Source organism: Kribbella sp. VKM Ac-2566 (assembly GCF_004366005.1).
GTDB lineage: Bacteria > Actinomycetota > Actinomycetes > Propionibacteriales > Kribbellaceae > Kribbella > Kribbella pratensis.
In genome coordinates this window covers 1,014,383-1,040,633 of sequence record NZ_SODT01000008.1, presented here as the reverse complement: position 1 = coordinate 1,040,633, position 26,251 = coordinate 1,014,383, and the positions used below count along the sequence as shown (strand labels likewise).

23 protein-coding genes are annotated in these 26,251 nt (G+C 69.5%); 14 read left to right on the top strand and 9 right to left on the bottom strand.

Annotated elements, in window-relative coordinates; translation table 11 throughout:
* Positions 1–2: 2 nt before the first annotated feature.
* Entirely contained in the window at positions 3–476 is a 474-nt protein-coding gene (locus EV647_RS07850) for an Rrf2 family transcriptional regulator (protein ID WP_134000487.1), read from the bottom strand.
* Positions 477–538: 62 nt separating this feature from the next.
* Between EV647_RS07850 and EV647_RS07845 the strand changes: the two genes are divergently transcribed.
* On the top strand, positions 539–1,990 hold the full coding sequence (locus EV647_RS07845; RefSeq protein ID WP_134000485.1) for an MFS transporter: 1,452 nt from the start codon (positions 539–541) through the stop codon (positions 1,988–1,990).
* Here the strand turns inward: EV647_RS07845 and EV647_RS07840 are convergent.
* From EV647_RS07840 to EV647_RS07825, 4 genes are all read right to left on the bottom strand, one after another.
* Positions 1,978–2,346 carry a hypothetical protein gene (locus tag EV647_RS07840; RefSeq protein WP_134000483.1) on the bottom strand — a complete coding sequence of 123 codons (369 nt, stop codon included), beginning with the start codon at positions 2,344–2,346 and terminating at the stop codon, positions 1,978–1,980. The genes EV647_RS07845 and EV647_RS07840 overlap by 13 nt on opposite strands.
* A 50-nt stretch (positions 2,347–2,396) precedes the next feature.
* Complete coding sequence (locus EV647_RS07835) at positions 2,397–3,716, bottom strand: HAD-IA family hydrolase (RefSeq protein ID WP_134000481.1); 1,320 nt, start codon at positions 3,714–3,716, stop codon at positions 2,397–2,399.
* Between the two features lie 62 nt (positions 3,717–3,778).
* Positions 3,779–5,089: a M28 family metallopeptidase gene (locus EV647_RS42495; protein WP_202876070.1), complete on the bottom strand. Its 1,311-nt coding sequence runs from the start codon at positions 5,087–5,089 to the stop codon at positions 3,779–3,781.
* A gap of 322 nt (positions 5,090–5,411) precedes the next feature.
* A complete protein-coding gene (locus EV647_RS07825) occupies positions 5,412–7,721 on the bottom strand; it encodes a M43 family zinc metalloprotease (RefSeq protein WP_238177084.1) in 2,310 nt (769 codons plus the stop codon).
* 288 nt (positions 7,722–8,009) lie between these two features.
* Between EV647_RS07825 and EV647_RS07820 the strand changes: the two genes are divergently transcribed.
* The gene (locus tag EV647_RS07820; RefSeq protein WP_134000479.1) at positions 8,010–8,219 is read left to right on the top strand and encodes a hypothetical protein; all 210 of its coding nucleotides are present in this window, start codon (positions 8,010–8,012) and stop codon (positions 8,217–8,219) included.
* On the opposite strand, the gene EV647_RS07815 is transcribed toward EV647_RS07820, so the two are convergent.
* A complete protein-coding gene (locus EV647_RS07815) occupies positions 8,220–9,200 on the bottom strand; it encodes a GNAT family N-acetyltransferase (RefSeq protein WP_238177083.1) in 981 nt (326 codons plus the stop codon).
* 53 nt (positions 9,201–9,253) lie between these two features.
* Between EV647_RS07815 and EV647_RS07810 the strand changes: the two genes are divergently transcribed.
* Positions 9,254–9,670, top strand: a complete 417-nt coding sequence (locus tag EV647_RS07810) for an NUDIX domain-containing protein (RefSeq protein ID WP_134000477.1) — start codon at positions 9,254–9,256, stop codon at positions 9,668–9,670.
* A 73-nt stretch (positions 9,671–9,743) separates the two neighbouring features.
* Here the strand turns inward: EV647_RS07810 and EV647_RS07805 are convergent, their stop codons facing one another.
* The 3 genes from EV647_RS07805 to EV647_RS07795 are packed head-to-tail and all read right to left on the bottom strand — an operon-like array spanning position 9,744 to position 12,098.
* A complete protein-coding gene (locus EV647_RS07805) occupies positions 9,744–10,373 on the bottom strand; it encodes a hypothetical protein (RefSeq protein WP_202876069.1) in 630 nt (209 codons plus the stop codon).
* 9 nt (positions 10,374–10,382) lie between these two features.
* Positions 10,383–11,261 (bottom strand): prephenate dehydratase, encoded by an 879-nt coding sequence (locus EV647_RS07800; protein WP_133782039.1) that lies wholly within the window; start codon positions 11,259–11,261, stop codon positions 10,383–10,385.
* Between the two features lie 39 nt (positions 11,262–11,300).
* Positions 11,301–12,098 (bottom strand): 1-acyl-sn-glycerol-3-phosphate acyltransferase, encoded by a 798-nt coding sequence (locus tag EV647_RS07795; protein ID WP_134000474.1) that lies wholly within the window; start codon positions 12,096–12,098, stop codon positions 11,301–11,303.
* 181 nt (positions 12,099–12,279) lie between these two features.
* Here EV647_RS07795 and EV647_RS07790 point away from each other — a divergent pair, with 181 nt between their 5' ends.
* The 11 genes from EV647_RS07790 to EV647_RS07740 all read left to right on the top strand — a co-directional run bounded on the left by EV647_RS07790 (position 12,280) and on the right by EV647_RS07740 (position 26,250).
* A complete protein-coding gene (locus EV647_RS07790; protein ID WP_134000472.1) occupies positions 12,280–14,520 on the top strand; it encodes a M64 family metallopeptidase in 2,241 nt (746 codons plus the stop codon).
* 101 nt (positions 14,521–14,621) lie between these two features.
* Complete coding sequence (locus EV647_RS07785) at positions 14,622–15,122, top strand: DUF1772 domain-containing protein (RefSeq protein ID WP_134000470.1); 501 nt, start codon at positions 14,622–14,624, stop codon at positions 15,120–15,122.
* 57 nt (positions 15,123–15,179) lie between these two features.
* Positions 15,180–16,049, top strand: a complete 870-nt coding sequence (locus EV647_RS07780) for a hypothetical protein (RefSeq protein ID WP_134000468.1) — start codon at positions 15,180–15,182, stop codon at positions 16,047–16,049.
* 23 nt (positions 16,050–16,072) lie between these two features.
* Positions 16,073–16,900 carry a TIGR03936 family radical SAM-associated protein gene (locus EV647_RS07775; RefSeq protein WP_134000466.1) on the top strand — a complete coding sequence of 276 codons (828 nt, stop codon included), beginning with the start codon at positions 16,073–16,075 and terminating at the stop codon, positions 16,898–16,900.
* 155 nt (positions 16,901–17,055) lie between these two features.
* Complete coding sequence (locus tag EV647_RS07770) at positions 17,056–20,523, top strand: Rne/Rng family ribonuclease (RefSeq protein ID WP_134000464.1); 3,468 nt, start codon at positions 17,056–17,058, stop codon at positions 20,521–20,523.
* Between the two features lie 172 nt (positions 20,524–20,695).
* Entirely contained in the window at positions 20,696–21,013 is a 318-nt protein-coding gene (gene rplU / locus EV647_RS07765; RefSeq protein WP_133780972.1) for a 50S ribosomal protein L21, read from the top strand.
* 12 nt (positions 21,014–21,025) lie between these two features.
* Positions 21,026–21,286 carry a 50S ribosomal protein L27 gene (rpmA, locus tag EV647_RS07760; protein WP_132405181.1) on the top strand — a complete coding sequence of 87 codons (261 nt, stop codon included), beginning with the start codon at positions 21,026–21,028 and terminating at the stop codon, positions 21,284–21,286.
* Positions 21,287–21,482: 196 nt separating this feature from the next.
* Entirely contained in the window at positions 21,483–23,066 is a 1,584-nt protein-coding gene (obgE, locus tag EV647_RS07755) for a GTPase ObgE (protein WP_134000462.1), read from the top strand.
* Between the two features lie 3 nt (positions 23,067–23,069).
* Positions 23,070–24,197 carry a glutamate 5-kinase gene (gene proB, locus EV647_RS07750; protein ID WP_134000460.1) on the top strand — a complete coding sequence of 376 codons (1,128 nt, stop codon included), beginning with the start codon at positions 23,070–23,072 and terminating at the stop codon, positions 24,195–24,197.
* The gene (locus tag EV647_RS07745) at positions 24,194–24,670 is read left to right on the top strand and encodes an HXXEE domain-containing protein (RefSeq protein WP_202876068.1); all 477 of its coding nucleotides are present in this window, start codon (positions 24,194–24,196) and stop codon (positions 24,668–24,670) included. Before proB ends, EV647_RS07745 begins: the two co-directional genes overlap by 4 nt.
* Positions 24,671–24,912: 242 nt before the next feature.
* A complete protein-coding gene (locus EV647_RS07740) occupies positions 24,913–26,250 on the top strand; it encodes a glutamate-5-semialdehyde dehydrogenase (protein WP_134000458.1) in 1,338 nt (445 codons plus the stop codon).
* Position 26,251 lies beyond the last annotated feature (1 nt).

Here is a 26,251-nt window from a genome sequence, read left to right as displayed (position 1 = left end):
TGTCAGCGGCCTGAGCTCAGCCGGGCGACGAGCTGGTCGCGCAGCGGTTTCGGCGTGAGCTTGACCAGGTCGGCCACGGTGACTTCCTGCAAGGTCGAGCGCCACGCCTGGTGCGCGCGATCCATCACCGCCGCGACCCCGCACGGCCGGCGGCACAGCTCCGGCGGAGTGGCGGCAAGTCCCCGCTGCCGGATCTCCTGACAGGTGAACGGTGAGGCGCTGCCCTCGATCGCCTCGACGATGTCCAGTGCCGTGATCCCGGCCGGGTCGCGCGCGAGCCGGAACCCACCGGTCGGGCCGGTGGTCGCCACCAGGACGCCGGCTCGCACCAGGGCCTTGAGGTGCTTGGCGAGGTAGGCCTCGGGCAGGTCGTAGTTCTCGGCGAGCACACGGCGCGCCACTGCTGTCCCCGTGGGCGCCTGCGCGATCACCGCGACGCTGTGCAGCATCCACTCCACACCCTGGGACAGTTTCATCCCGAAACGATAGCACTTCATGGATATAGTGGATAACAAGTATCCATGATAGATATGTTGCCATGACTCGTCCTGCAACGGATCCCCAGGCCGGAAGCCGTTCGGTCCCGGCGGCTGTCCTCGTCGCGCTGCTGACGGGGACGTTCATGGCCCAGTTCGACTTCTTCGTGGTGAACGTGGCCGCGCCGTCGATCGGGCTCGATCTGCAGGCCACCGAGGCCGAGCTGGAGCTCGTGGTCGGCGGCTATGCGTTCGCCTACGCCGGCGCGCTGGTGCTGGGTGGCCGGCTCGGCGACCTGTTCGGGCACCGGAGGCTCTTCGTGAGCGGAATGATCGCGTTCGCCGCGACCTCCGTGCTGTGTGGCCTCGCGGTCAACTCGGGGCAGTTGATCGGCGCGCGGCTCGGTCAAGGACTCTCGGCAGCCCTCATGCTCCCGCAGGTCCTGGCGCTGATCTCGTCCGGCTCGTCCGGTCACGGACGCGCCCGGGCGATGGCTTGGTACGGCGTAGCCGGCGGAGTCGGCTCGATCGCGGGACAGGTGCTCGGTGGTCTGCTCGTCACTGTGGATCTGGCCGGCCTCGGCTGGCGCCTGATCTTCTTGATCAACGCGCCGATCGGTGTGATCGGTGCGCTCTTCGCCCAGCGAGTCCTGCCGGGCCAGGAGCCCGGCCGGAGCAAGGGTGCCAAGCTCGATCCGCTCGGCGCCTTGGGCTTCGCGGTCGGGCTCGGTCTGCTGCTGGTGCCGCTGACTGTCGGTCGCACCGCCGGTTGGCCCCTGTGGGTGTGGATCCCGCTGGCGGCCTCGGTGCCTGCTCTGGCGGCGACTCTGCGGTGGCAGCAGGCTCTGCACCGGCGCGGCGGTCAGCCGCAGTTGGAGCTTTCACTGTTCCGCGCCGCGTCGTTCCGCTCGGGGATCCTGTCGAACCTTGCCTTCATGCTGTACTTCCCCAGCTACATGTTCACGCTGGCGCTGCTTCTGCAGGGTGGTCTCGGGCTCGGGGCGTTCGAGGCCGGGCTCGTCTTCGTGCCGGCCGGCGTGACGTTCTCGGTGAGCGCGTTGCTCGCGCCACGCCTCGCTGCCCGGTACGGATCGTCCGTCCTGGCCGGCGGCTGCCTGCTGGCCGCCGCCGGCCTGGCCGCGCTGGCCGTGGTGACCGCGACCGGCGGCGCCGACGCGTCGGTCGCGGTCATCGTTCTGATCACCGCTGCGATCAGCTTCGGCAACGGGTTGATCCTTCCCTCGCTGATCGGCGCCGCCCTGCTGGACGTGCCGCCGCACCACGCAGGAGCCGCGGCGGGCGCGCTCACGACGACCCAGCAGTTCGGCAGTGCGGCAGGTGTGGCGTTGGTCGGGACCATCTACTTCGCCGCAGCCGAGCATGGCGCTGGGATCGGCATGGCATGGGCATGCGCGGTGAACGTCGTACTGGTCCTGTCCGTTGCTGCCGCCGTCCGCTACGGGCTCGTCGTACACCGGCGAACCGCCGTCCACCAGCGGAGTCAGTTGCAGTAGTACGCCGGGGTTGGGGTCGTCTCGGTCTGGTCCTGCCAGTGGGCCACGCCGACGTAGTAGCCGCAGCCGGTGCCTTCGTCGAACCAGGCGCCGCCGCCGGAGTACGCGTACGTCTCCGCGACCGTGGTGAACGGTCCGCTCGCGCTGGCGCCCTTCTGCAGCTCGACGCGCACCTCGGTCACGCTGTTGGAGCAGCCCTCCAGGCCCACGGCGACGTACAGCATCAACGCCGAGTACCCGACCGACTTCGCCGTCACCAGATCGCAGGCCGAGGTCGAAGCCTTGGCCGGCGCCGCGACCGTCAGACCTGCCGCAGCCGCCGCAACGGCCGCGACCGTCGTTACGAGTTTCCGCATCTGACCACCCTTTAGTTGGAAACCTACAGAGGGTCAGCAGATTAGGTCACTCAGTTACGAGACGTCGAGACTTTCGGCGCGGCGGAGAGAAGCAAGTCGGTGAGCAAGAGCTCGTCAGCGCTGCCCAGAACCAGGTCGGCCTCGGCCACCGCGTCGGCCGTGACGAACGGATTGGGTACGGCGACGGCGTACATGTCGGCCGCCTGCGCCGCAGCCACCCCGTGCGCCGTGTCCTCGACAGCGATCGCCGATGAGCCCGGTACGCCGAGACGCTGCAGCGCCAGCTCGTAGATCGCCGGATCGGGTTTGTGCGTCTCGACCTCGTCGCCGGTGACGATGTGGTCGAAAAGATCGACCGCACCGACCCGCTCCAGGTGGCCGACCACCCACTTGCGTGGCGAGCTGCTGGCGATCGCCACCCGAAGGCCCAGCTCCCGCGCCGCCGCGATCCAGGCCCGGATCCCCGGCCGGAAGTCGAGCTCGGCGTGCAGCCGCTCCCGGTGCGCGAGGCGGCGAGCGTGACTCGCCGTCCGGTCGAAGTCGGTGCCGACGGCCGCCGCGAGGATCGCGTACCGGTCCTCGGTGATGTCACCGCCGTGGCCGGGCCAGAAGCTGTCCAGCTCGAGTTCGAGACCGTGGTGCGCCCACTCGGCCCGCCAGCTCTCGACCATCGTGGTCTCGGTGTCCATCAGCAGGCCGTCGAAGTCGAACACGATCGCCTGCACCTCGACCGGCACGAGCCGCGTGGCGAGCCGGTGGATCTGGGCCGCGCTCAACCCCAGCCAGGACAGGTACGCACGCACGCCGCCGAGCTCGTCGAGGTGCTCGAGTGACCCGAGGATCGTCTCCGGAAGGGTCCGGGTGAACTCCGGTCCGTCCTGGATCCCGAGGTGCACCTCGCTGATCGCGTAGTCGGCCGCGATCAGTTCCCGCGGTACGCCGGCCAGGTCGAGCAGCACCGCGATCGTCAGGCCGGTCCGGTCCTTGCCCGCCTTGCAGTGCACCACGACCGGCCGATCCGCCGGCGCGTCCGCGATCGCGGCGAAGATCCGGCCGATGTGGGCCGCGTTGCGCGTAAGACTGTTGCGGTAGACATCGACCAGCCGCGGCTCCGCATCCGCATCACGCAGCCGCTCGGCCTCCGGGTCGATCCACGGGATCCGCTGGTACGCCGGTGTGCCCTCGAGCGGATGTGGTTGCTTGATCTCCCAGTCGGACCGCAGATCGAGAACGAGTCCCGCGTCGAGCGCCTCGAAAGCGGCCAGGTCCGCGGCGTCGAGGGAATCGCTGCGGACGACGGCCCGCGGCCGGGTCTGGACGCCGTACCGCGTCGGAAGTCCGCCAACGTCACGCGCATTCGGGCTCCACATACCTGACAGCTTAGAGGGTGTCTGAGGACCCTGCGCCTACTGCGCGGGGTCCTCAGACACCCTCATACCGTGCCCAGCGCCTCGAAATCGTGCCAAGAACCGTCGAAAGCCTTGTGGAGCAAGGCGGAATCCGTGCTGACCGCGAAGACGTCGATCCGGCCCGGGCCCCAGGAGACCACGGAGCCGGTGGGGCGTGGGCGCACGGTCGCGGGCTCCAGCCAGCCGGCGAGGGCGGCGATGTTCATCCGCAGGATCTCTGTGGCGAACGACCAGTCGATGAAGTTCAGTGTGTCGTTGGCGGAGTGGATGTGACCGTTCGCGCTGTCCGCACCCTCGATCGTCAGCACCGCGGGCATCCCCGCGTCGATGAATGGAACGTGATCGCTCGCGAACGGGTTGAGCGAGGTCTCCACCTTCAAACTTGTGTACGTCGCGGCGGCGGTCGCCAGCGCACTGATCTGAGCGGCCGATACCTGTGCGCCCTCGAGGAGAACGGTCGGTGTAGCGGAGTTCTTGGTCGCGATCATGTCCATGTTGAGTACGGCGCGGACGCGGGATCGCTCGGCCGGCGGCAGCGTGGCGACGTACTGCTTGCTGCCGAACAGGCCCTCCTCCTCGCCGCCGAACAGGATCAGGCGAATGTCGTGTTTCCACAATCGGATTGCCAACAATCGACCGAGCTCCAGCACCCCGGCCGATCCGCTGCCGTTGTCGTCGGCTCCCGGTGCCGCTGCGGCCGGGCCGCCCGCCAGGTTGATCGAGTCCAGGTGGGCGGTGACGATCACCAGTCGACGGCCGGATCCGATACCGGCCCGGTCGCCGATCAGATTCGCGGAGCGGCCGGCGCCCACAGTGACCGGCGTCCGGACCATTTGGTAGCCGAGGGCCACCATTCGGTCGGCGGCGAAGTCCATCGCCTGCGTGAACGTCGTACTCAGCGAATGCCTGGTCGGCAGGCTCGCCAGCCAGGTCAGGTCGCTCTGGTACGCCGTCGTGGACACGTCGGCGACGAGTTGCGCGACGGCCGGGTCAGCGCGCGCCGGTACGACGGGAGGGGTGTCGATGACCGTCGTACCGGCTCGCAGGGGCTCGATTCGCCAGCAGTGGTTGGACCGTCGACGGGGCTTGTCGGCGGCTGAGATCACCAGGTGCCGGCCGTGATCGAGCAGGGGGGAAACGTCGGGGTACTCGTTCTGGAAGCTGCGGCCCACCTGGGTGACGAGCAGCAGTCCGGGAGCGGTTCGGGAGGCCCGGCCGAGGCGTTGGTCAGCCGGGACCCAGAGGAGCGTCCGCTCCCCGAACCGCGCCGACTGCGCGCCGTCGGCCGCATCCGCAGTCGGTACGACCAGATAGCGCACGGGTCGTGTGGTCATGGTTGTCCCCAAGCGATCTCGAGGCGGTCGGGTGTCGCCGAGACGATGCGCCCGGGTCCGGCTTCCAAGGACGTTCCCTGGAAGGGGTTGGCATCGGCCGGGGCGGGGGCGAGGCGGCCGTCTGGGGTCCAACGACCCACCGGACCTGCCTGCGGGGCATCGCCGCGGCCGATCATCAGGGGAACGAACGTTCCGTCCGCGCGGAACTCCACCCCCCGCCGGCCGCGGGCCGGCGGGAAGGCGTAGTCGTCGCGCCGGTAGACGCTGATCCCGTCGTGGTCTTCCTCGACGGAATGTGTCCAGTGCCCGATCGGTGAGGTGGTCAGAGCCCCACCCCCTGGTGGATCGTGGCCGGCGAGTCGGGCACCGTCACCTTGAAGTCACTGATGACGCCGCCGAGCGGCTCGTAGCCGTTCCACGCCGATCCGTCCCACCACTTGTGGTAGAGCTGCTTGTCGGTTCCGGTGACGAACACGTCCAGCCGGTTCGTGTCCCACGAGACCACGCGCGGCTCGTCGGTGCAGATCCCGCCCAGGTACTCGTACCCGGTGAGCGACGGTCCCCACGCGGAGCCGTCCCACCACTTGTGGTAGAGCGCCGAGTCCGTTCCGAGCACGAACACGTCCAGCCGGTCCGGACCCCACGAGACCACGGTCGGCGCCGTCGTACACACACCGCCCATGTACTCCCAGTCCGACCACGCCGACCCGTCGTACCACTTGTGATACAACGCCGAGTCGGTGCCGATGACGAACATGTCCAGCCGGTCGGAGCCCCAGGCGACGACGCGCGGCGGTGAGGCGCAGACGCCGCCGAGGTACTCGTACCCGTTCCAGGCCGTGCCGTCCCACCACTTGTGGTAGACCGCGTTGTCCGTGCCGAGCACGAACGCGTCGAGCCGATCGGGGCCCCAGGCAACAACCTCCGGTGGGCTCATGCAGATCCCGCCGAGGTATTCGTAGCCGTTCCAGGCCGTGCCGTCCCACCACTTGTGGTACAGCGCCCGGTCGGTGCCGAGGACGAACGCGTCGAGCCGGTCCGGGCCCCAGGTCGCCAGCCGCGGCGGGCTCATACAGACGCCGCCAAGGTTCTCGTAGCCGTTCCAGGCCGTGCCGTCCCACCACTTGTGGTACAGCGCGTGATCGGTGCCGAGGACGAACGCGTCCAGCCGGTTCGGCGCCCAGGACGCGACTTCAGGAGCGCTCATACAGATACCACCCTGGTACTCGTAACCTGCGACGGACGGTCCCCAGGCCGATCCGTCCCACCACTTGTGATACATCGCCAGGTCGGTGCCGAGCACGAACGCGTCGAGCCGGTTCGCGCCCCACGCGACGACCGATCCGGCGGGTTCCGGCGTACCGGCGCCGCCGAAGTCCGGAAGGTCCTTGCGCACGGTGTCCAGACACGCGTGCATCCGCGTCACCTGGTCGGTGGTGAACATGACCATGCCGCGATCGTCGGTGTAGTCCATGTAGTCGTAGAACAGGTCGCCGTTCGGCCCGTTGCTGCAGGTCACGTGCGGGAACGTCGGTACGCCGAAGTTCGGGCCGGCCGCGTTCGGGGTGTCGGCGCACTCGTCGCTGCCGCTGCAGCCGCTGCCGTCGTCGCCCCAGATGTGCAGCAGGTTCAGGTAGTGCCCGACCTCGTGGGTCGCGGTCCGGCCGAGGTCGAACGGCGCTGTCGCCGTACCGTTCGTGCCGAAGCCGCTGTGCAGGATGACCACGCCGTCGGTGTTCGCCGGGCCGCCGGGGAACTGTGCGTACCCGAGCAGGCCGCCGCCGAGCTGGCACACCCAGATGTTCAGGTAGTGGGCGGTGTCCCACGGGTCGATGCCGCCGGTGGCGGACGACTTCACCTTGTCGTCGGTGCCGAAGCTCGCCGTACTCGTCTGGGTCCGGGTGACGCCGGTCGTCGGGTTCCCGTTCGGGTCCTCGGTGGCCAGGTAGAACTCGATCCGGGTGTCCGCGATCAGGCCGCTGAACACGCCCGGAACGATGCTCGTGTCCGGGTTGGTGGCACGGTAGTCGCGGTTCAGTACGTCGATCTGGCTGTCGATCTGGGCCTGCGAGATGTTCTGCGCGTTGGTGTTCCAGACGACGTGGACAACACAGGGGATGCGGGCGATCCCGGTGAACCGTTGCTGCGCTGCGACGTAGCTCATCGTCGCGGTCTCGAGTGCCGATCGAGCTGCGGCGTACGCCGGTGAGGTCGACAGCAGTCGCCGGTGCACGTCCATCACGCCGCACTGGCGACGGGTCGGGAAGTCCGTGCGTCCGCTGTCGGTCGCGCCGCTCATACCGGCACCACCGGCCTGGCCGCCGCCCGACATCCCGGCACCGCCAGGCGATCCGCCACCTGTCATGCCTGCCCCGCCGGGTGTTCCGCCGCCGCTCATTCCGGCGCCTGCCGGCGATCCGCCGCCGCCCATGTCCGCGGCCGGCGATCCGCCTCCACCTATGTCTGCGGCCGGCGATCCGCCGCTCATGTTCGTCGTACTGCCGGAAGCCGGCATCCCGTTCGCCGTGGGTTGTTCGCTGGTGGCATGCCCGTTCGACTCGCTCGCCGGGGCCTCGCCCGGCATCCGGTCGTCCCGGTGCTTGTCCGCCCGCCCGTTGGCCTTCCTCGGCATCTCTCCCCCTTCTGCGGGGGCGCACGAGCAGGCCGGCGCACGCCGAACCGAGGAGAGACCACCCCCAGCGCACCCCTCGACCGAAGACGGTCCTGCCGCCTTCCCCCACCGAACAGTCGGCCCCCAAGTCGCTGCTCTGGTTTCACGATCCGCTCATCACCGCCCGTGCACAACCCTTCGCGGACCGGCAGTAAAAATTCACGTGATTCGCTGTGGTGGTTGACGAATTTCAAGCGCTTGGAGGGGTCCGGTGACGACGGCCGCTGCGCCGGATGCGACCCTGTGGTCGTGATCGGGTCTCGGAAGCCGGCGGCCCGCCTGGTGCTGACAGTGGTTCTGCTGTCCTGGGTAGTCCGGGACGCGATCGAGCACCACGGCCGGATCCACGCGGTCGGCACGAAGGTCGTGGTCTGTACCGCCGAGCACCCGCATGACGGACGGGCGCAGGTGCTGGATCACCTGGCCGACTGCGCCTACCGCGCGATGCGCAAGCTGTAGCTAGAGCGTTCGCTCCCACATCGTGCGTTGGGCGACCGGGCGGAAGCCGAGCTTGGTGTTGACGGCGATCATGGGCGCGTTCTCGGGGGCGTTCCAGGTGTGGAGTACGGCGGGGAGCGCGACGTCGGCTTGGAGGGCGCGGAGATTGGGGCCCTTCACCGCGATCCCGAGACGGTTGCCGCGGTGCGCACGTCGTACGTAGGTGTCGTACTGGTTGAGTCGGTCCGGGGTTTCCGGCGTACCGCCCATCTGCGTGTACGCCGCCAGCTCGCCGGACGCGGTGTGTACGGCGGCTGTGGTGTAGGTGAACCGGCCCTGGGCGACGCGGCGCTCCTCGGCGTCCCGGACGAGGTCGGGCGTCCAGCGAACCGCCTCGGAGGTGCGATCGCCGGTCGGTACGTCCTCGCTCATCCCACTCAGCAACTCCACGAACTGCTCGAGCCACTCGTCCGGCGCGTGCTCCCGCCACTGGACGATCTCGTACCCGTCGACCGGCTGCTCCCCCACGTCGGTCATCGGCAGCTCGGCGACCTGATGCAGCTCGGCATGCTTCTTCACGAACCCCCGCGCCGCCGCGAACGCCGTACCCGGGCTTTCGCCGGTCACCGGATCGCCGGCGACGTTCGTCCCCGAAACGATCCGCCGGCCGTCGGCCCTTGCGCGCTCGATCGCCGCGTCGAGCAGCTTCGTCGCAACCCCACGCCGCCGGTACGCCGGAGCAACCGCGAGCTCCACGTCCACGGCGTCGGTGTTCCCCACCAACCACCAGTCGAGCCACGCGACCCCGAGCCACGTGTCTCCGTCCACCAGCCCGAGCCCGTCCGCCCGCACTTCAGCATGCTCCCGCGCCATGAACACCCGAGCCTCTTCGAGCCCCATGCCCGCCGGAAACTCCAACTCTTCCCGCCGTACGTCGAACTTCACCTCGTAGAACCGTCGAAACGCGTCCGCATCCCGCCCGTCCACCCGCACAATCTCCACCCCGCGACCCTAAGCCGCCCCATCCGCCGCTGCCCGCGAATTACCATCCTCCGATGGGCCCGGCACCGCAGCACCACTTCGGTGTCTACGCCCGCATCCGCGACGCGGACCGCATCCTCCTGATCCACAAGACCCGGGGCCCGTACACCGGCCTCCTCGACCTACCTGGAGGGAGTCCCGAACCGGGGGAGTCCTGGTCGGACACCCTCGAACGCGAACTCCAGGAAGAGCTCGGCCTGCACCTGGCGACGGTCGGCCACTTCAAGCCCTTCGCCCTTCACGTCCGAACGACCTCCACCGGCGCGCCCATCAACTTCCACCACCGCGGCGTCTTCCTCGACCTACCCCGCCCACCGACCGCGCCGTCCACGCTCGTCTCCCCGGACACAGCCGGGTGGCAGTGGTTCGACACCAGCACCGACGACAAGACCCACCTGAGCCCCGTCGTACAGGCTGTCCTGGCCCTCTGATCCAACTGGGAACAGGTGCTGGGGAGTGGGGACAGGCAATTGCCTGTTCCCAGTGACCGTGGGGTGTGCCGCGCTAGTGGAGGGCTCGGTTGGCGGGTGGGCGAGGGAGCGGTTGGACCGAGCCGAGGAGTTCGTCGGCGAGTTGTTCGGGGGACCGGGCTTCGGTGACGTCGAGGCGGTTCAGGGCGAGTTGTTCTACGAGGGCGAGCATTCTCGTCTGGTAGCCGATCGACCGGGCGAGGAACTTGTCGACCAAGTAGCGGCCCTCCGCAGGCAGATCGTCGTACCTGCTGGTCCTGTGCATGCGGGCCGACAGGACACGCTCATTCGCGCTGAGCCACACAGCAGAGGTGTACGGCGTGGTCAACCGCGCCACGTTTGCGGGCCAGATCCCCGATCCCTCGAGCACCAACCCCGCCGCCGCAGTTGAACGACCCGTGACCAGCTCCTCGATCCGCGGCCACATCCGCTCGTAGTGGTCGAGCAGCGCGTCGACCAGCTCCTCGCCGGTCAAGGACCGATAGTGCTCGACGACATGCGACGGCACCTCGTGGTACGGCGTAGCCCACGGTCGCCCGGGATGCCTGCCGAGCTTGTCTGTGGACAGGTAGTCGAAACCGAGTCGCGCTGCCAGAACCTGGGCAACCGTCGACTTCCCGACATTCGAGGTCCCACCGACCAGCACCACGCGCACGTCGTGCACTGGAGCCATTCAGTGGTGGGGGCGGAGGGCTCGGTTGGCGGCGGGTTCGGCTATTTGGGTGCGGAACTCGTTGGCGGGGTAGACGCCGAGGATGCGGACCTCTACCGAGAAGAAGGCGAGTTCCTCGAGCGCCAGCGCTACGTTCGGGTCCTCGGGGTGGCCTTCGATGTCGGCGTAGAACTGGGTGGCGAAGAACATGCCGCCCAGCTGGTACGACTCCAGCTTGGTCATGTTGACGCCGTTCGTCGCGAAGCCGCCGAGGGCCTTGTACAGCGCGGCGGACACGTTCCTTACCCGGTACACGAACGACGTGATGGTCGGCCCGGACCCTACCGGCGGGACCTCGGGTTCGCGCGACAGGACCAGGAAGCGGGTCGTGTTGTGGTGCTCGTCCTCGACGTCGGACGCCAGTGTCTCGAGCCCGTACAGCCCGGCCGCGGCCCGCGGGGATAGCGACGCGACGGTCGGATCGCCCAGCTCCGACACCTCACGCGCCGCGCCCGCGGTGTCGTCGGCAACGACCGTCGACCACCCGTGCTCACGGATGATCTTCCGGCACTGCCCGAGGGCGTGCACATGGCTGCGGACCGTGCGGATCTGGTCGAGCGACGTACCGGGAACACCCAGCAGCTGGAAGTGGATCGGCAGGAAGTACTCGCCGACGATGTGCAGCCCGGACTCCGGCAGCAGGTGGTGGATGTCCGCGACCCGGCCGGCGATCGAGTTGTCCACCGGGATCATCGCGAGTCCGGCACGTCCGCTGCTGACCGCCTCGAGCGCGTCCTCGAACGTCGTGCATGGCAACTGCTCGCGGTCCGGGAACATGTCGGTGCACGCCATCGCCGAGTTGGCGCCTGGCTCACCCTGGTAAGCGATCGGTCCGTCCACGATCTCCCAGAGTAGACCCACCCGATCTCACGAACCGGATCAGGTGTCCGTCTTGCGGACCTTCTCCGGTGCCCCGGTGACCGCGCGGCCCTCGAGCGCCTTGGCCTTGGTGGCGTACATGTCGATGTACTCCTGCCCGGACAGCTCCATGATCTTGTACATGATCTCGTCGGTGACCGCCCGCAGGATCAGCCGGTCGCTCTCCATCCCCTCGTACCGGGAGAAGTCCAGCGGTTCACCGAACTTCACCGTCGGCGAGGCGAACGACGCGACGATCTTCCCGGGCGGGGCGACCACGTCGGTCCCGATCACGCCGCACGGGATCACCGGCACCTTGGCCTCGAGCGCCAGCCGCGCGACGCCGGTCCGGCCCTTGTACAGCCGCCCGTCGTGCGAGCGGGTGCCCTCCGGGTAGATCCCGAACAGCTCGCCGCGCTCGAGCACCTTCATCCCGGCCCGCATCGCGCCCTCGGACGCCGACCCGCCGGACCGGTCGATCGGCACCTGGCCGGTGCCCTTGAAGAACCCGCGCTGGAACCGGCCTTTGATCCCGGCCCCGGTGAAGTAGTCGGACTTCGCCACGAACGTGACGCGCCGCCGCAGCACCAGCGGCATGAAGATCCAGTCGGAGTACGAGAGGTGGTTGCTGGCGATGATCGCGGCGCCGGTCTCCGGGATGTTCTCGGCGCCGACCACGTTCGGCCGGAAGATCCGCTTCACCGGCGGTCCGACGAGCACGTTCTTCAGCACCCAGTAGATGCCCTTGCCGTCGCCGTCGCCGGCATCCACGACCGCAGGGTCTGGCTCCCGCCGCGGCGACTGTGCCGGTTCCGTCATCGGTGGTCCCTTCCGTAGAGGTCACGCAAGAGGTCACGCAGCCTCACGCGTTCCCCGACCCCTCATGATGCCGCACGATTGCCCGCTTGGCTCGTACGTCGCCACGCGGGAAGTCCTCACACTCGGCGGCAGGCCTTCGTAAGCTGCTGACGGCACCGTCGCCCAGGTGGGGGAGAGATCCATGCGCACGAAGCTCGTCACCGCAGTTCTAGCACTGCTAGCTGGAGTCCTGGTGACCCTGCCCGCGAGAGCGGCCGCCCCGGACGCGACCGTCGTACCGATCCAGGTGACCGGTCCGGCGGCGTCGCGGTTCAACCTGGTGGTGATGGGCGACGGCTACACGGCGGCCGAACTGCCGAAGTTCCGCGAGCAGCTGGACAAGCACCTGAACATCCTCTGGAGCATCGAGCCGTTCAAGTCGTACCGGAACTACGTCAACGTGTACGCCGTCGAGATCGCGTCCCCGGAGTCCGGCGTCGACTGCGATCCCGGTCTGACCGACCCGAAGCGCGACACCCCGCTGCAGATGGGCTTCTGGGGCGGCTGCAACCCGTCCAGCGTCCAGCGCCTGCTGACGGTCAGCCAGGCCGCCGCGACGCAGTACGCCGACCTCGTCCCGGGGACCACGAGCGCCAACCGGCAGATCCTTGCTATCGGCAACAGTGACACGTACGGCGGTGCGGGCGGGACGTACGCCACGGCGTCCGGGGGCAACGCGCTGTCCGCCCTGATCACGCCGCACGAGCTCGGTCACTCGCTCGGCGGGCTGCAGGACGAATACGACTATTACGCCCGCGGCGAGCGCGGTGCGCCGTACGTCGGTCCTGAGCCGTCCTCGATCCACCACACGCTGCTCACCGAGAAGCAAATGCTGGATCAGCACAAGAAGTGGTGGCGCTGGCTGGGGGAGAAGTCCGAGTCCGGCGGGACGATCGGCCGGTACGAGGGCGGCATGTACGCCGGTTCGGGCGTCTGGCGGCCCAGTGCGCACTCGATGATGAAGGCCCTCGGCTACTACTTCGACCAGCCGTCGCGGGAACGGATGACCCAGCGCCTCTCCGCCAAGGCGAACCTCTTCCAGGACAGCACCCCGGCCGGACCGGTCGCGCCCGACCAGGTCGTTTGGCTGCAGACCCTGCACCCGGTCGACCACGAGCTCGACGTCACCTGGGCCGTCGACGGTACGGCGCTGCCGACCGCGAACGCCCGTTCCGTCGACCTGTCGACGCTCGATCTCGCGTCCGGGCCGCACACGCTTTCCGCGACGATCGTCGACCCGACCGAGTTCATCCGCGATCCCGCCGTACGGCCGACGGCCACTCGTTCGTGGACAGTCGACCCGTCCCTTCGGGCGGCTGCACAAACGTTTGAGCCGACGTTCATCGGGTCCACGTCGACCGAGCATCCGGTCGGCGCCGACGAGGTCGTGTACGCCGAGACCAAGCAGTCCGCCGGCGCGATCGTGTGGAAAGTCGACGGTCGGATTGTCGACAACCCAGGCAACGATCGCGATTTCGATCTCGCCCCGCTGAAGCTGACCGGGCGGCACACCCTGACCGCGCAGACCGGCTCCGAAACACTCAGCTGGGACGTCGACGGCGTACAGCCCGTCGTGACGCCCACGATGTCGAAACCGCTGCTCACCGTGCAGAAACCGAGCGGGCCGGAGTACATCTACAACGACGCGTTCACGATGGGTCTGGCCGCGACGGACGACAGCGCGGGGTACGTCGTACCGGAGTTCCGCGTCGACGGGGACGGTTGGTACAACTACTACGGCTGGCCGACCGACGCATCCGCGCCGTTCCGGTTCACCGCCGAGGGCACCGCGATCGACCAGCTCGTGTACGGAAAACTCGGCGTACCGCGGATCGTTCCGTGGGACGAGGTACCACCTGGCTACGGGCGTCATCAGGTCGAGTACCGCGCCATCGATGCCCCCGGCAACATCGGTGACCCGCGCCGGTTCGCGGTCACGCTCCTGCGCCCGGCACCGGCGTGTACGACGACACTCACCGGGACGCACGACCGCCCGCTGTACCTCAGTAAAGGCGTGACGTGCCTGACCAACGCCACCGTCAACGCCGCCGTCGTGGTCGCCGCCGGCGCATCCCTTGTCGCCACCGACTCGCGCGTCAACGGCCCTGTCCGTGCCGATCAGGCGGCAGACCTGCACCTGCTGCGCTCCACGATCGGCGGACCGGTCAGCGCGAGCGGCGTCACCCGCAGCCTGGTCGCGGTCGGCAGCACCGTCCAGGGACCGCTGTCCGTCACGGGCAGCCGCACGACCGACCCGGTCACGCTCGCCGGGAACACCGTCAACGGTCCGCTCAGCTGCTCGGCCAACTCCCCGGCGCCGACCAACCTGCAGGCGCCGAACCAGGTCTCCGGGCCACGTTCCGGTCAGTGCGCGAGGCTCTGAGCCGGACGGACATGCAGGTGAGTTTCGCCGACATGTTCCCGGCGATCGGGATCTTCTAACTTTCTCGGTGCGGGGAGTTCCCGCCGTACCGAAGGAGTGAGATGAACGGACTGCGGGTGGCCTCGTTGATGGCGGCCACGATGACGACGGGCCTGGTGGCCGGCGTGTACGGGATCTACGCGAACGCGTTCATGCCCGGGCTCGCGAAGACCGACGACAGGACCTTCGTCGGGGCGTTCACGGCCGTCGACCGGGCGATCGTGAACCCGCTGTTCCTCGGCCTCGGGTTCGTCGGCGCACTGCTCTTCACGTTGCTCGCGGGCCTGCTCAGCCTCAAGGAGAGGGCGCTGCCGTGGATCGCGGTCGCGTTCGTGCTGTACCTGGTCTCGATGATCCTGACGATGGCGGTGAACGTACCGCTGAACGACGCCCTGAAAGCGGCCGGTGATCCGGCCACGATCGACGTCGCGGCGGCCCGCGCGGCGTTCGACGAGGCGAAGTGGGTGGCCTTCAACCTGGCCCGGACCCTGCTCGCCCTGGTCTCGTTCGGCCTCCTCGGCTGGGCCCTCTACCTGACCGGAAGATCCGCCGCCCAGCCCTGAGATTATTCGCAGTATTTCCAGGTACGGTTCGTCGAATCGCGACCTGGGGAGGCGCAGGTGGAGGACCCGACGGACTGGTGGGACCATCGGCCGGTCTTCTCGACCACCGACAAGATGGCCCGCATCACCGGGCTCGCCCCTGGCGCGCGGCCTGGACGCGTGACGACACGCTTGCTGGTCTCGGTTCTGCTGTGCTTCCTGGGGTGGGGCGCCGTGAGCCTGCTGGGTACGTCGGCTCTTTGTGGCGCGACGTCGGCTCCGGCCGGCACCTGTGCCGTCGACATCCACATCTCAGCCGGCTGGTTCATCGCGGCAGCTGTCGTCGTGGGCTACCTGGTCCTCGCCGTCACGTCCGACCTGACCGAGAACGCACGCCAGCGGCTCGGGCAGCGGCGTGCGGCGTCCCTGCTCCGCTCTGCCCCGCTCCTGGCCGGGATGTCCGTCGGGGCCTTCATCTCGGCCGCCACCGCGGTCGCGCCCGATCCGTCCGACGTACTCCGGCGTACCGTCCACGGCGAAATCGGCACCGAATCCATCGCCATCTCGGCGGTCGTGGCGATAGTGACCGGACTCTGGGCCGTCACCGTGGCGGTTAGGCTGCCGTCGGCACTGCAGCACGCGCGGCAGCGTCAGGCGACCATCGAAGGACTGCGACGGGACGGGCGCCAGTACGCCGGGCAGGTGAAGCTCGGCCGTGTCGCGATCTGGCTCGGGAACAACCCCGAGTTGGAGGTCACGATCGCGTACGAGTCGCCTGCCGGCTCGCACGAGGTACAGGCGCGGATGCGGACGTCGCCCGACCGGGTGCCGGCGGACGGCAGCCAGGTCGTCGTCTTCGACGACCTCCGTGGCGTCGTTCATGTCGAGCTCGATACCGCCGCTGAGCCGGCCTTCGAGCCGGAGGCGCGGTACGCCCCGTCGGAGTGAGTGGGTTCTGAGAGACTGTGCGCGTGCCACCAGTTCAAGCGCCGCCGTCGCAGCAGCTCCCCGCGGTCCAGAAGCTGCGGGTGAGGTTCGCCAAGCGCGGACGGCTGCGATTCACCTCACACCGCGACTTCCAGCGGGCGTTCGAGCGCGCCGTACGGCGGGCCGAGCTCCCGGTGGCGTTCTCGCACGGTTTCAGCCCGCACCCGAAGATCTCGTACGCCGGTGCCGCGCCGACCGGGGCCGCCTCCGAGGCGGAGTATCTGGAGATATCGCTCACACACGAGCGGGACGCCGACCAGGTCCGGGCCGCCCTGGACGAGGCGCTGCCGCCCGGGCTGGACGTCCTCGAGGTGGTCGTCGCCGGGCCGGGTGCGCTGGCCGAGCGGCTGGAGGCCAGTGAGTGGCAGATCGCGCTGCCCGGAGCGGATCCCGAGGCGGCCGCCGCGGCGGTGCGGACGTTCCTCGAACAGGACGAAATTCTGGTCGAGCGCATGACCAAACGGGGAGTTCGCTCGTTCGACTGTCGGGCTGCTGTTCTCCGACTCACCGTCGCGAGTGAACCGGGGCCGGTTGCGGCGTGTGCGATACTGCAAGTGGTGTTACGGCACGGAACCCCGGCCGTGAGACCCGACGACGTTCTCGCCGGCGTGCTCGAGGTAGCGACGCTCCCGGTGACGGGCCCGGCTCTTTTGACCAGGCTCGCCCAGGGCCCGCTCACCACGGACACCGGCACGGTGGAAGATCCGCTCGCTCGTGACCGCGACGCCAACCAGGCGACCGCGACCGGCCAGGCAGATCCCCGCCAGACGCACACAGCGGAGGGCGACGCCGCCGCTCCCTCTGTGCCCTGAGCGCGGGCGGAGCGGATCCAGCAGGCTTCCGCCGTACCGCGGCCCGTGCACCATCCGAGGGCCCGGTGAGGCGAACCGTGACCGCCTTGTGGCCGCGCCGGACCCGTGACAGGGGTCGCCGGATGCGCCGGAGGGCTTGAGGAGACCCGCACTACATGCTCGACAACGAGCCGACCACCGAAGCAGCCGGCACGGCTGCCCCCGCCCAGTCCGCCGCCACCCGCAAGACTGCGAAGACGGCCGCTGCGAAGAAGACGACGACGACGCGTAAGCGCGCCGCGAAGAAGACCGCTGAGCCGGCCGCTGAGGCCGCTGAGCCGGCCAAGAAGACGGCTGCCAAGGCGGCCGCCAAGAAGGCGCCGGCCAAGAAGGCTGCGGCGCCCCCCGCGAAGAAGGCCGCGGCAGCCAAGAAGACGGCCAAGCGCACCACCAAGAAGGCCGCGTCCCAGGACACCTTCCCGGAGCTGTTCGCGCCGCCTGCGGAGACCCCGGCGGAGACCACCGCGGAGGCCGAGCCGACCGCTCCGGCCAAGAAGACCACCCGCAAACGCACCACCAAGAAGACCGCGGCCACCCCGACCACCGACGCCCCGGCCGCGGCCGACACCGCCGGCTCCGCGTCTACGGGCTCCGCGCCCGCCGACGCCACAGCGACCGCCGGCACCGACGAGCACGCCAGCACTTCCGGTGCTGGGGCTGCTGAGGCGCCGGCTGCTAAGCGCGGCTCTCGGCGCCGTACGACGAAGTCCGCCGCGGCAGCGGCCGACTCGGCAGCGGCCAACTCCGCGGCGTCCGACGCCCCGACCACGGCTCCCGATGCTCAAACGGCGGCTCCCGTGGCTCAGACGGCTCCCGACGCCGCGGCTGCTGTGAACGTCGAGACCCAGGCCGAGGAGCCGAGCGCACGGCGTACCCGCCGCCGGCCGGCTGCTGCGCCGGTGCTGTTCCAGGCGCCGACCGACGTACCGCAGTCAGACGAGCCCGCGACCGCCAAGACCACCCAGCCCAAGACCGGTCAGGCGAAGACCGGCCAGCCCGCTCAGGCGGAGACTGCCGCAGTGGACGGCGCGGCCCCGGAGCCGGGTGCCGACGAGCAGCCGACCGGCACGCGCCGCCGCCGGAGCCGTCGCGGTCGCGACGCCGAGGCCCGCGACACCGCGCCCGAGGCGACCACCGACGACGCCCCGCGGACCGTGAGCGCCGACCAGGCCGACGGCGAAGCCGACGCGAAGCCTGAGGGCCGCTCCAGCCGCAGGACCCGCACCAGGACCAACGCCGAGACCGCCGCCAAGAGCGACGACACCGACGAGACCACCGACGCCGACGCGGAGGCTGCTGACAGCTCCGCCGACGGACAGGGTGAGGACGGCGAGGAAGGCACCCGCCGTCGCCGCCGTCGCCGTGGCGGTCGCCGTCGCCGCAAGTCCGGTGACGCGGACGGCGCGGACGACAACGCCGACGAGCAGTCCGACGACGACCAGGACGACGAGTCCGAGCAGGACACCGACGCCCAGGCAGCTGACTCCGATGCCGACGTCGAGGCCGACGCGGACGAGGACGGCGAAGCGGGCGGCAGCTCCACCCGCCGTCGCCGTCGCCGTCGCCGCCGCAAGGGCGAGGACAGCGCCGCGTCCCCCGACGACCCGGACGAGACCGTCGTACGGGTCCGTGAGCCGCGCAGCAAGAACAGCGCGAACGAGGTCACCGCGATCGAGGGCTCGACCCGTCTCGAGGCGAAGAAGCAGCGTCGCCGCGAGGGCCGCGCCGCCGGCCGTCGCCGGGCGCCGATCGTCACCGAGGCCGAGTTCCTGGCCCGGCGCGAGTCGGTCGAGCGGACGATGGTGATCCGGTCCCGCGAGGACGTGACCCAGATCGCGGTCTCCGAGGACAACGTCCTGGTCGAGCACTACGTGACGACCGCGGAGCAGACCTCGCTGATCGGCAACGTGTACCTCGGCCGCGTGCAGAACGTGCTGCCCAGCATGGAGGCGGCGTTCATCGACATCGGCAAGGGCCGCAACGCGGTGCTGTACGCCGGTGAGGTCGACTGGGCGACCCTTGGTGGCGCCAACGGCCCGCGCAAGATCGAGCAGGTGCTGAAGTCCGGTCAGTCGGTCCTGGTCCAGGTGACCAAGGACCCGATCGGCCACAAGGGCGCCCGCCTCACGAACCAGATCAGCCTGCCCGGCCGGTACGTCGTGTACGTCCCGCGCGGCGGCAACGGCGGCATCAGCCGCAAGCTGCCCGACACCGAGCGGAACCGGCTGAAGACGATCCTCAAGGACATCGTCCCCGACGAGGCCGGCGTCATCGTCCGGACCGCCGCCGAGGGCGCCTCGGAGGAAGAGCTGACGTCTGACGTCAGCCGCCTGCAGACGGCCTGGGAAGAGATCGACAAGCTGTCCAAGAACGGTCAGTCCCCGCAGTTGCTGTACGGCGAGCCCGACCTGCTGATCCGCGTCGTACGGGATCTGTTCACCGAGGACTTCGCCAAGCTGGTCGTCTCCGGCGACCGTGCGTACGACCAGGTCCGGGAGTACGTCGAGGGCGTCGCGCCGCACCTGGTCGAACGGGTCGAGAAGGCCCACAGCGACGTCTTCTCGGACTACCGGATCGACGAGCAGATCAAGAAGGCCCTGGACCGCAAGGTCTGGCTGCCGTCCGGCGGCTCCCTGGTCATCGACCGCACCGAGGCGATGACGGTCGTCGACGTGAACACCGGCAAGTTCACCGGGTCCGGCGGCAACCTCGAGGAGACCGTCACCAAGAACAACCTGGAGGCGGCCGAGGAGATCGTCCGGCAGCTCCGGCTCCGCGACATCGGCGGCATCATCGTCATCGACTTCATCGACATGGTGCTCGAGTCGAACCGGGACCTGGTGCTGCGCCGGCTGGTCGAGTGCCTGGGCCGCGACCGGACCAAGCACCAGGTGGCCGAGGTCACCTCGCTCGGCCTGGTCCAGATGACCCGGAAACGGATCGGCACCGGCCTGCTCGAGGCGTTCAGCGAGAACTGCGACCACTGCGGTGGCCGCGGCCTGATCCTGCACGACGAGCCCAAGGAGTCCCGTCGCCGGGACGGCCGCAACGGCCAGAACAACGGCCAGAACAACGGCCAGAACAACGGCCAGAACAACGGCCAGAACAACGGCCAGAACAACGGCAATGGTCAGGACCAGAAGCCCGCGCAGGCGGAGGAAGGCGGCCGGAAGAGTTCGCGTCGCCGCCGCGGCAAGGGCCGGGGCGACGACGAGCAGGCCACGGAGCCCGAGGCGCCGCAGCACAACGGCGACGCCGCCCAGAAGCTGGCCCAGATCGCCGCCGCCTCCGCGAAGGCGGACGAACAGTCGGGCGAGCAGTCGGGCGAGCAGACGGGCGGTACGCCGGAACCCACCGGCTACCCGGTGTCCGCCGGCGCCGACGAGCACGTGAGCCCCGAGGCCACCGGCTTCCCGGCCCCGGAGACCGCGTCGGCCGCCTCGGAGACCGCTGAGGCAGCGGACGCCGCGCAGAACGGCGCCCCGAAGAGCACCCGGCGGCGACGCAGCAGCCGCAGCCGGAGCAAGACCGCTACCGACAGTGAAACGACCGAACCCTCGGAGCTCGTCACCACCGGTAGCTGACGCGATGTGATGTGGGTCCCTCACGGGCCGGGGCAGCCAGTTTGACCCGCTTGTGAGGGGACCCGTAAACTTGAGCGTCGGCGCGCGTTCCCCGCGTGCCATGTTTGTGTGGGCCGCCAGGTCTGTGCAGGCCCCCGTAAGTTTTCCGATCCAGCAGAGAGTGAGATCCACGGTGTACGCGATCGTGCGCAGTGGCGGCACCCAGCAGAAGGTCGCCGTCGGCGATGTCATCGAGATCGACAGCCTGACCGACCAGGTGGGCGACACTGTGTCGCTGCCGGCGGTGCTCGTCGTGGATGGCGACACCGTGACGGCCGACGCTGCGGCGCTCGCCAACGTGGCCGTGTCGGCCGAGGTCCTGGGCCGCACCAAGGGCCCGAAGATCCACATCCTCAAGTACAAGAACAAGACCGGTTACCGCAAGCGCCAGGGGCACCGTCAGCACTACACCCAGGTCAAGGTCACCGCGATCGACGCGAAGAAGAAGTGAGCTGATCAAGACATGGCACACAAAAAGGGAGCAGCGTCGACCCGTAACGGTCGCGACTCCAACGCCCAGCGCCTCGGCGTGAAGCGGTACGGCGGTCAGCTGGTCAACGCCGGCGAGATCATCGTCCGTCAGCGTGGCACCCACTTCCACCCGGGCAACCTGGTCGGCCGTGGCGGCGACGACACGCTGTTCGCGCTGGCCGAGGGCAAGGTGGAGTTCGGCACCCGGCGCGGTCGCCGCGTCGTCAACATCGTCCCGGCCCCGGCGGAGTAACACCGCCACCCGGACGTATCAGCAGCTCTGCAAAGGGCGGGTCGCGGAATTCCGCGACCCGCCCTTTTGCTTTACCACTACGGACGCCCACACCATCACAACCGGCCCTACCGCCGGAGCGTGAGCGGGAGTCGCCGCGGAGTGCGGCGATTGTGATGGCCTGGCGGTCCGGCCCCTACAGAAAGCAGAACCACCGATGGCCATCCCCAGCTTCGTCGACCGCGTCACGGTGCATGTCACCGCGGGCCGCGGCGGAAACGGCTGCGCCTCGGTGCACCGGGAGAAGTTCAAGCCGCTCGGCGGCCCCGACGGCGGGAACGGCGGCGACGGCGGCAGCGTGATCCTGCGCGTCGATCCCGACGTCACGACGCTCGTCGATTACCACCGCTCCAGCCACCGCACCGCCACGAACGGTGCCCAGGGCAAGGGTGACCACCAGGCCGGCGCCAACGGCGGCGATGTGGTCCTCGGCGTCCCGGACGGCACCGTCGTCAGTACGGCGAGCGGCGAGGTTCTCGCGGATCTGGTCGGGCCGGGCGCGGAGTTCGTCGCGGCGCAGGGCGGTAAGGGCGGTCTGGGCAACGCAGCGCTGGCGAGCAGTTCGCGGAAGGCGCCCGGGTTCGCGCTGCTCGGTGAGGAGGGCGAGGAGCGGACGCTCGTCCTGGAGCTGAAGGTCGTCGCCGACGTCGGCCTGGTCGGGTTCCCGAGCGCCGGCAAGTCGTCGCTGGTCGCCTCGATCAGCCGCGCCCGGCCGAAGATCGCGGACTACCCGTTCACCACCCTGATCCCGAACCTCGGCGTGGTCGTTGCCGGTGACACCACGTTCACCGTCGCCGACGTACCCGGTCTGATCGAGGGTGCGAGCGAGGGGCGCGGGCTCGGGCACGATTTCCTGCGGCACGTGGAGCGGTGTGCGGCACTGGTGCATGTCATCGACTGCGCGACGTACGAGCCGGGCCGGGATCCGTTGAGCGACCTCGACACGATCGAGGGGGAGCTCGCGGCGCACGGCGGGCTCGAGGACCGGCCGCGACTCGTTGCCCTGAACAAGATCGACGTACCGGACGCCCGCGAGATCGCCGAGATGGTGCAGGCCGAGCTCGAGGAGCGCGGGTACCGGGTCTTCCCGATCTCGACCGCTTCGCACGAAGGCCTGGAGGCCTTGAAGTTCGCGATGGCCGAGATCGTCGTCCGGCGGCGTGCGGAGCAGGCGAAACCCGACACCACGCGGATCGTGATCCGGCCGCAGGTGCAGGGCGGGCCCGAGTTCAAGGTGAAGAAGCTGCCGGACGACAGCGGCTGGCTGGTGCAGGGCCAGAAGCCCGAGCGCTGGGTGCGGCAGACAGACTTCGCGAACGCGGAGGCGACCGGGTACCTCGCCGACCGGTTGAACCGGCTCGGGGTCGAGGAGGAGCTGCTCAAGCTCGGTGCGAACCCGGGCGACGCGGTCGTGATCGGGGACGGACCGAACGCGATCGTGTTCGACTTCGCGCCCGACGTCCAGGCCGGTGCGGAGATCCTCGCCCGGCGCGGTGAGGACCACCGGCTCGAGGAGGATCGTCCCGCGGCGCAGCGGCGGCGGACGAAGGACACCGAGTACCACGCCTTCCGGGAGGGCGAGCGGACCGAGGACTGGTCGGAGTACGGCCAGAACTGGGACGCCGACGAGGTCGACCTGTCCCCGGCCGAGGCGAAACGAGCAGCAGACGCTGCGGCGAAGCTGGCGCGCAAAGAGGCGCGCGAGCTGGCGGCGCAGGAGGAACTCGACCAGAACGGTTGATCCATGACGGTGCATCCCAGGACAGGGCGCGCGGAGGCTGTGAACGCCACGCGAATCGTCGTGAAGGTCGGCTCGTCGTCGCTGACCCAGCGCGGCAAGATCGACCTCGAACGGCTCCGCCTGCTCGTCGACGCCATCGCGGCACGCCGGGTGGAGGGCGCCGAGGTCGTGCTCGTCTCGTCCGGCGCGATCGCCGCCGGCCTGGCTCCGATGGGATTGCGGACCCGGCCGCGTGACCTGGCGACGCAGCAGGCCGCCGCGTCGGTCGGTCAGGGACTGTTGATGGCCCGCTACAGCGATGCCTTCGCGGCGCACGGTTTGCGGGTCGGGCAGGTGCTGCTGACGGTGGACGATGTGACGCGCCGATCGCACTACCGCAATGCCTACCGGACGTTCGCGCGGTTGCTCGAGCTGGGCGTCGTACCGATCGTGAACGAGAACGACACGGTCGCGACCACCGAGATCCGCTTCGGCGACAACGACCGGCTCGCGGCGCTGACCAGTCATCTCGTGCACGCCAACCTGCTGCTCCTGCTCTCCGACGTCGACGGTCTGTACGACGGGGATCCGCGCAAACCCGGTACGTCGATGGTCACCGAGATCCGTGGCGCCGCCGACCTGGAGCCGCTCGCGATCGGGAAGACCGGCTCGTCGAGCGTCGGCACGGGGGGCATGCAGACGAAGGTCGAGGCGGCCGCAATCGCTACGGAGGCAGGGATTCCGGTGATCCTGACCTCCGCCGGGCGGGTCGGCGAGGCGCTCCGCGGGGAGCCCGTCGGTACGCTGTTCCACCCGACCGGCCGGCGCCGCAAGACGCGCCTGCTGTGGCTGGCCCACGCCACGTCGGGTCAAGGCATCCTGCGGTTGGACGAAGGAGCCGTCCGTGCGGTCACGCAGCGCCGCGCATCGCTCCTACCGGCCGGAATCACCGCGGTAGAAGGCACTTTCTCCGCCGGCGACCCGGTAGACCTCGTGTCGCCGACGGGTGTCGTCATCGCCCGCGGGCTGGTGAACTACGACGCCTCCGAACTCCCCGACCTGCTCGGCCGCACCACCCGAGACCTGGCCCGCGAGCTAGGTGCGGCGTACGAGCGCGAGGTAGTCCACCGCGACGACCTGGTTCTCCTGTGAGGAAGGTGGCGTGGGGCCTGGTCGCGGCGTGGATCGTCCACGACCTTGAAGAACTGGCCACGATGCCGTCGTTCTCACAACGCACCGACCTCCCGGCGCCGCTGGCGAAGGTGCTGCCGATGTCACGCACCGAGGCGACCACCGCGATCGCCCTGACCGGGGTAGCCATGGCAGCCGCTTCAGCTGCGGGTGCTGCGACGGGTGGGCGGAGCAAGTTCTTCCAGGCAGCATTGGCAGGCTTCGGCCTGCACGCCGGCACCCACTTGGCACAGTCCGCCGTACTGCGCCGCTACACCCCCGGCCTGATCACGACTCCGTTGGTGGTGATCCCGTTCAGCGCGTGGGCGTGGCGGCGACTGAAGAGCGAGGGCGTACCCATCGCTCCGACCGATCGCCGCCTCACCGTCGCCCTGGCCGCGATCGTCCCGCTGCCACACGCGATCGCCCGTCTTCCCCGCCTGCGACGGACCTGAAGCCCATCACAATGCGTGTCCGGTGGCCGCCGCCACGCTCGGTCGCGCGTTCTGCGAGCGATTGTGATGGCCTGGCGATCCGCGGATCCCCACCACTCATCAACCCCGTCCGGACGGGCGATCTGTCGGGATGCTCACGCGCGGTCGCGGCGAGGAGCCGGCGGTTGATGAGTGGCAGGCGTCCGGGCCGTCTGGTGAGATCGGCGTCCTTCTTCGTGAGTGTCGGGTCATACGATGAAGGGGTGAGCGAGATCATCGAGTTGGCGCGGCGGGCGCGGGTGGCGTCGTACGCGTTGGCGGAGGCGTCCCGGGCGACCAAGGACGCGGCGTTGCACGCGATGGCGGCGGCGCTGCGGGCGAACACCGACGCGATCGTCGCGGCGAACGCGAAGGACGTGGCGGCGGCGCGGGATGCCGGAACGCCCGAATCCACGGTCGACCGGCTGGCGCTGGACCCTTCGCGGGTCGACGCGATGGCGGCCGGGCTGGAGCAGCTCGCGGGGCTGGCGGACCCGATCGGTGAAGTGGTCCGCGGGTACACGCTGCCCAACGGACTCGAGCTCCGCCAGGTGCGGGTACCGTTCGGCGTCGTCGGGATCATCTACGAGGCCCGGCCGAACGTGACCGCCGACGCCGCGGGCATCTGCCTGAAGTCCGGGAACGCGGTCCTGTTGCGCGGTTCGTCGTCCGCGGCAGCGTCCAACGAGGCGATCATCGCCGTACTGCGGGACGCCGCCGAGTCGGCCGGGCTACCGGCGGACGTCGTGCAGGGCGTGCCGACGGATCGGGCCGCAGTGAAGGAACTCATGCAGGCGCGCGGTCTGGTCGACGTACTGATCCCGCGCGGCGGCGCCGGGCTCATCCAGACGGTGGTCAGCGAGTCGTCCGTGCCGGTGATCGAGACCGGGGTCGGCAACTGTCACGTGTACATCGACGCGGAGGCGGATCTCGACCTCGGCCTGGAGATCCTGCTCAACTCCAAGACCCAGCGCCCGAGCGTGTGCAACGCGGCCGAATCCCTGCTGGTGCACGCATCGGTGGCCGACGAGTTCCTGGCCCGTGCGCTGCCCGCGCTCGCCGAAGCCGGCGTCACCGTCCACGGCGACCCGAAGGTAGTTGCGATCAGCAACAACCGGCCGACGACGGACGCGGGTGCCGCCGTCGAGGGTGCGGATGACGTCGAGGGTGCGGGTGCCGTGGTGGGTGTTGGTGCCGTGGTTGGTTCGGTGGTGGAGGCGACCGAGGAGGACTTCGGGGCGGAGTACAACTCGCTCGATCTGTCGGCGGCCGTCGTCGACTCGCTCGAGGACGCGGTGCAGCACATCCGCCGCTACAGCTCCGGTCACACCGACGCGATCATCACCCGCTCGCAGGCGGCCGCGCGCCGGTTCACGACCGCAGTCGACTCGGCGGCGGTCGTGGTGAACGCGAGCACCCGCTTCACCGACGGCGGCGAGTTCGGCTTCGGCGCCGAGATCGGCATCTCCACCCAGAAACTCCACGCCCGCGGCCCCATGGGCCTGCCCGAAATGACCTCGACCAAGTACGTGGTCACCGGCGAAGGCCAGATCCGCACCTAAA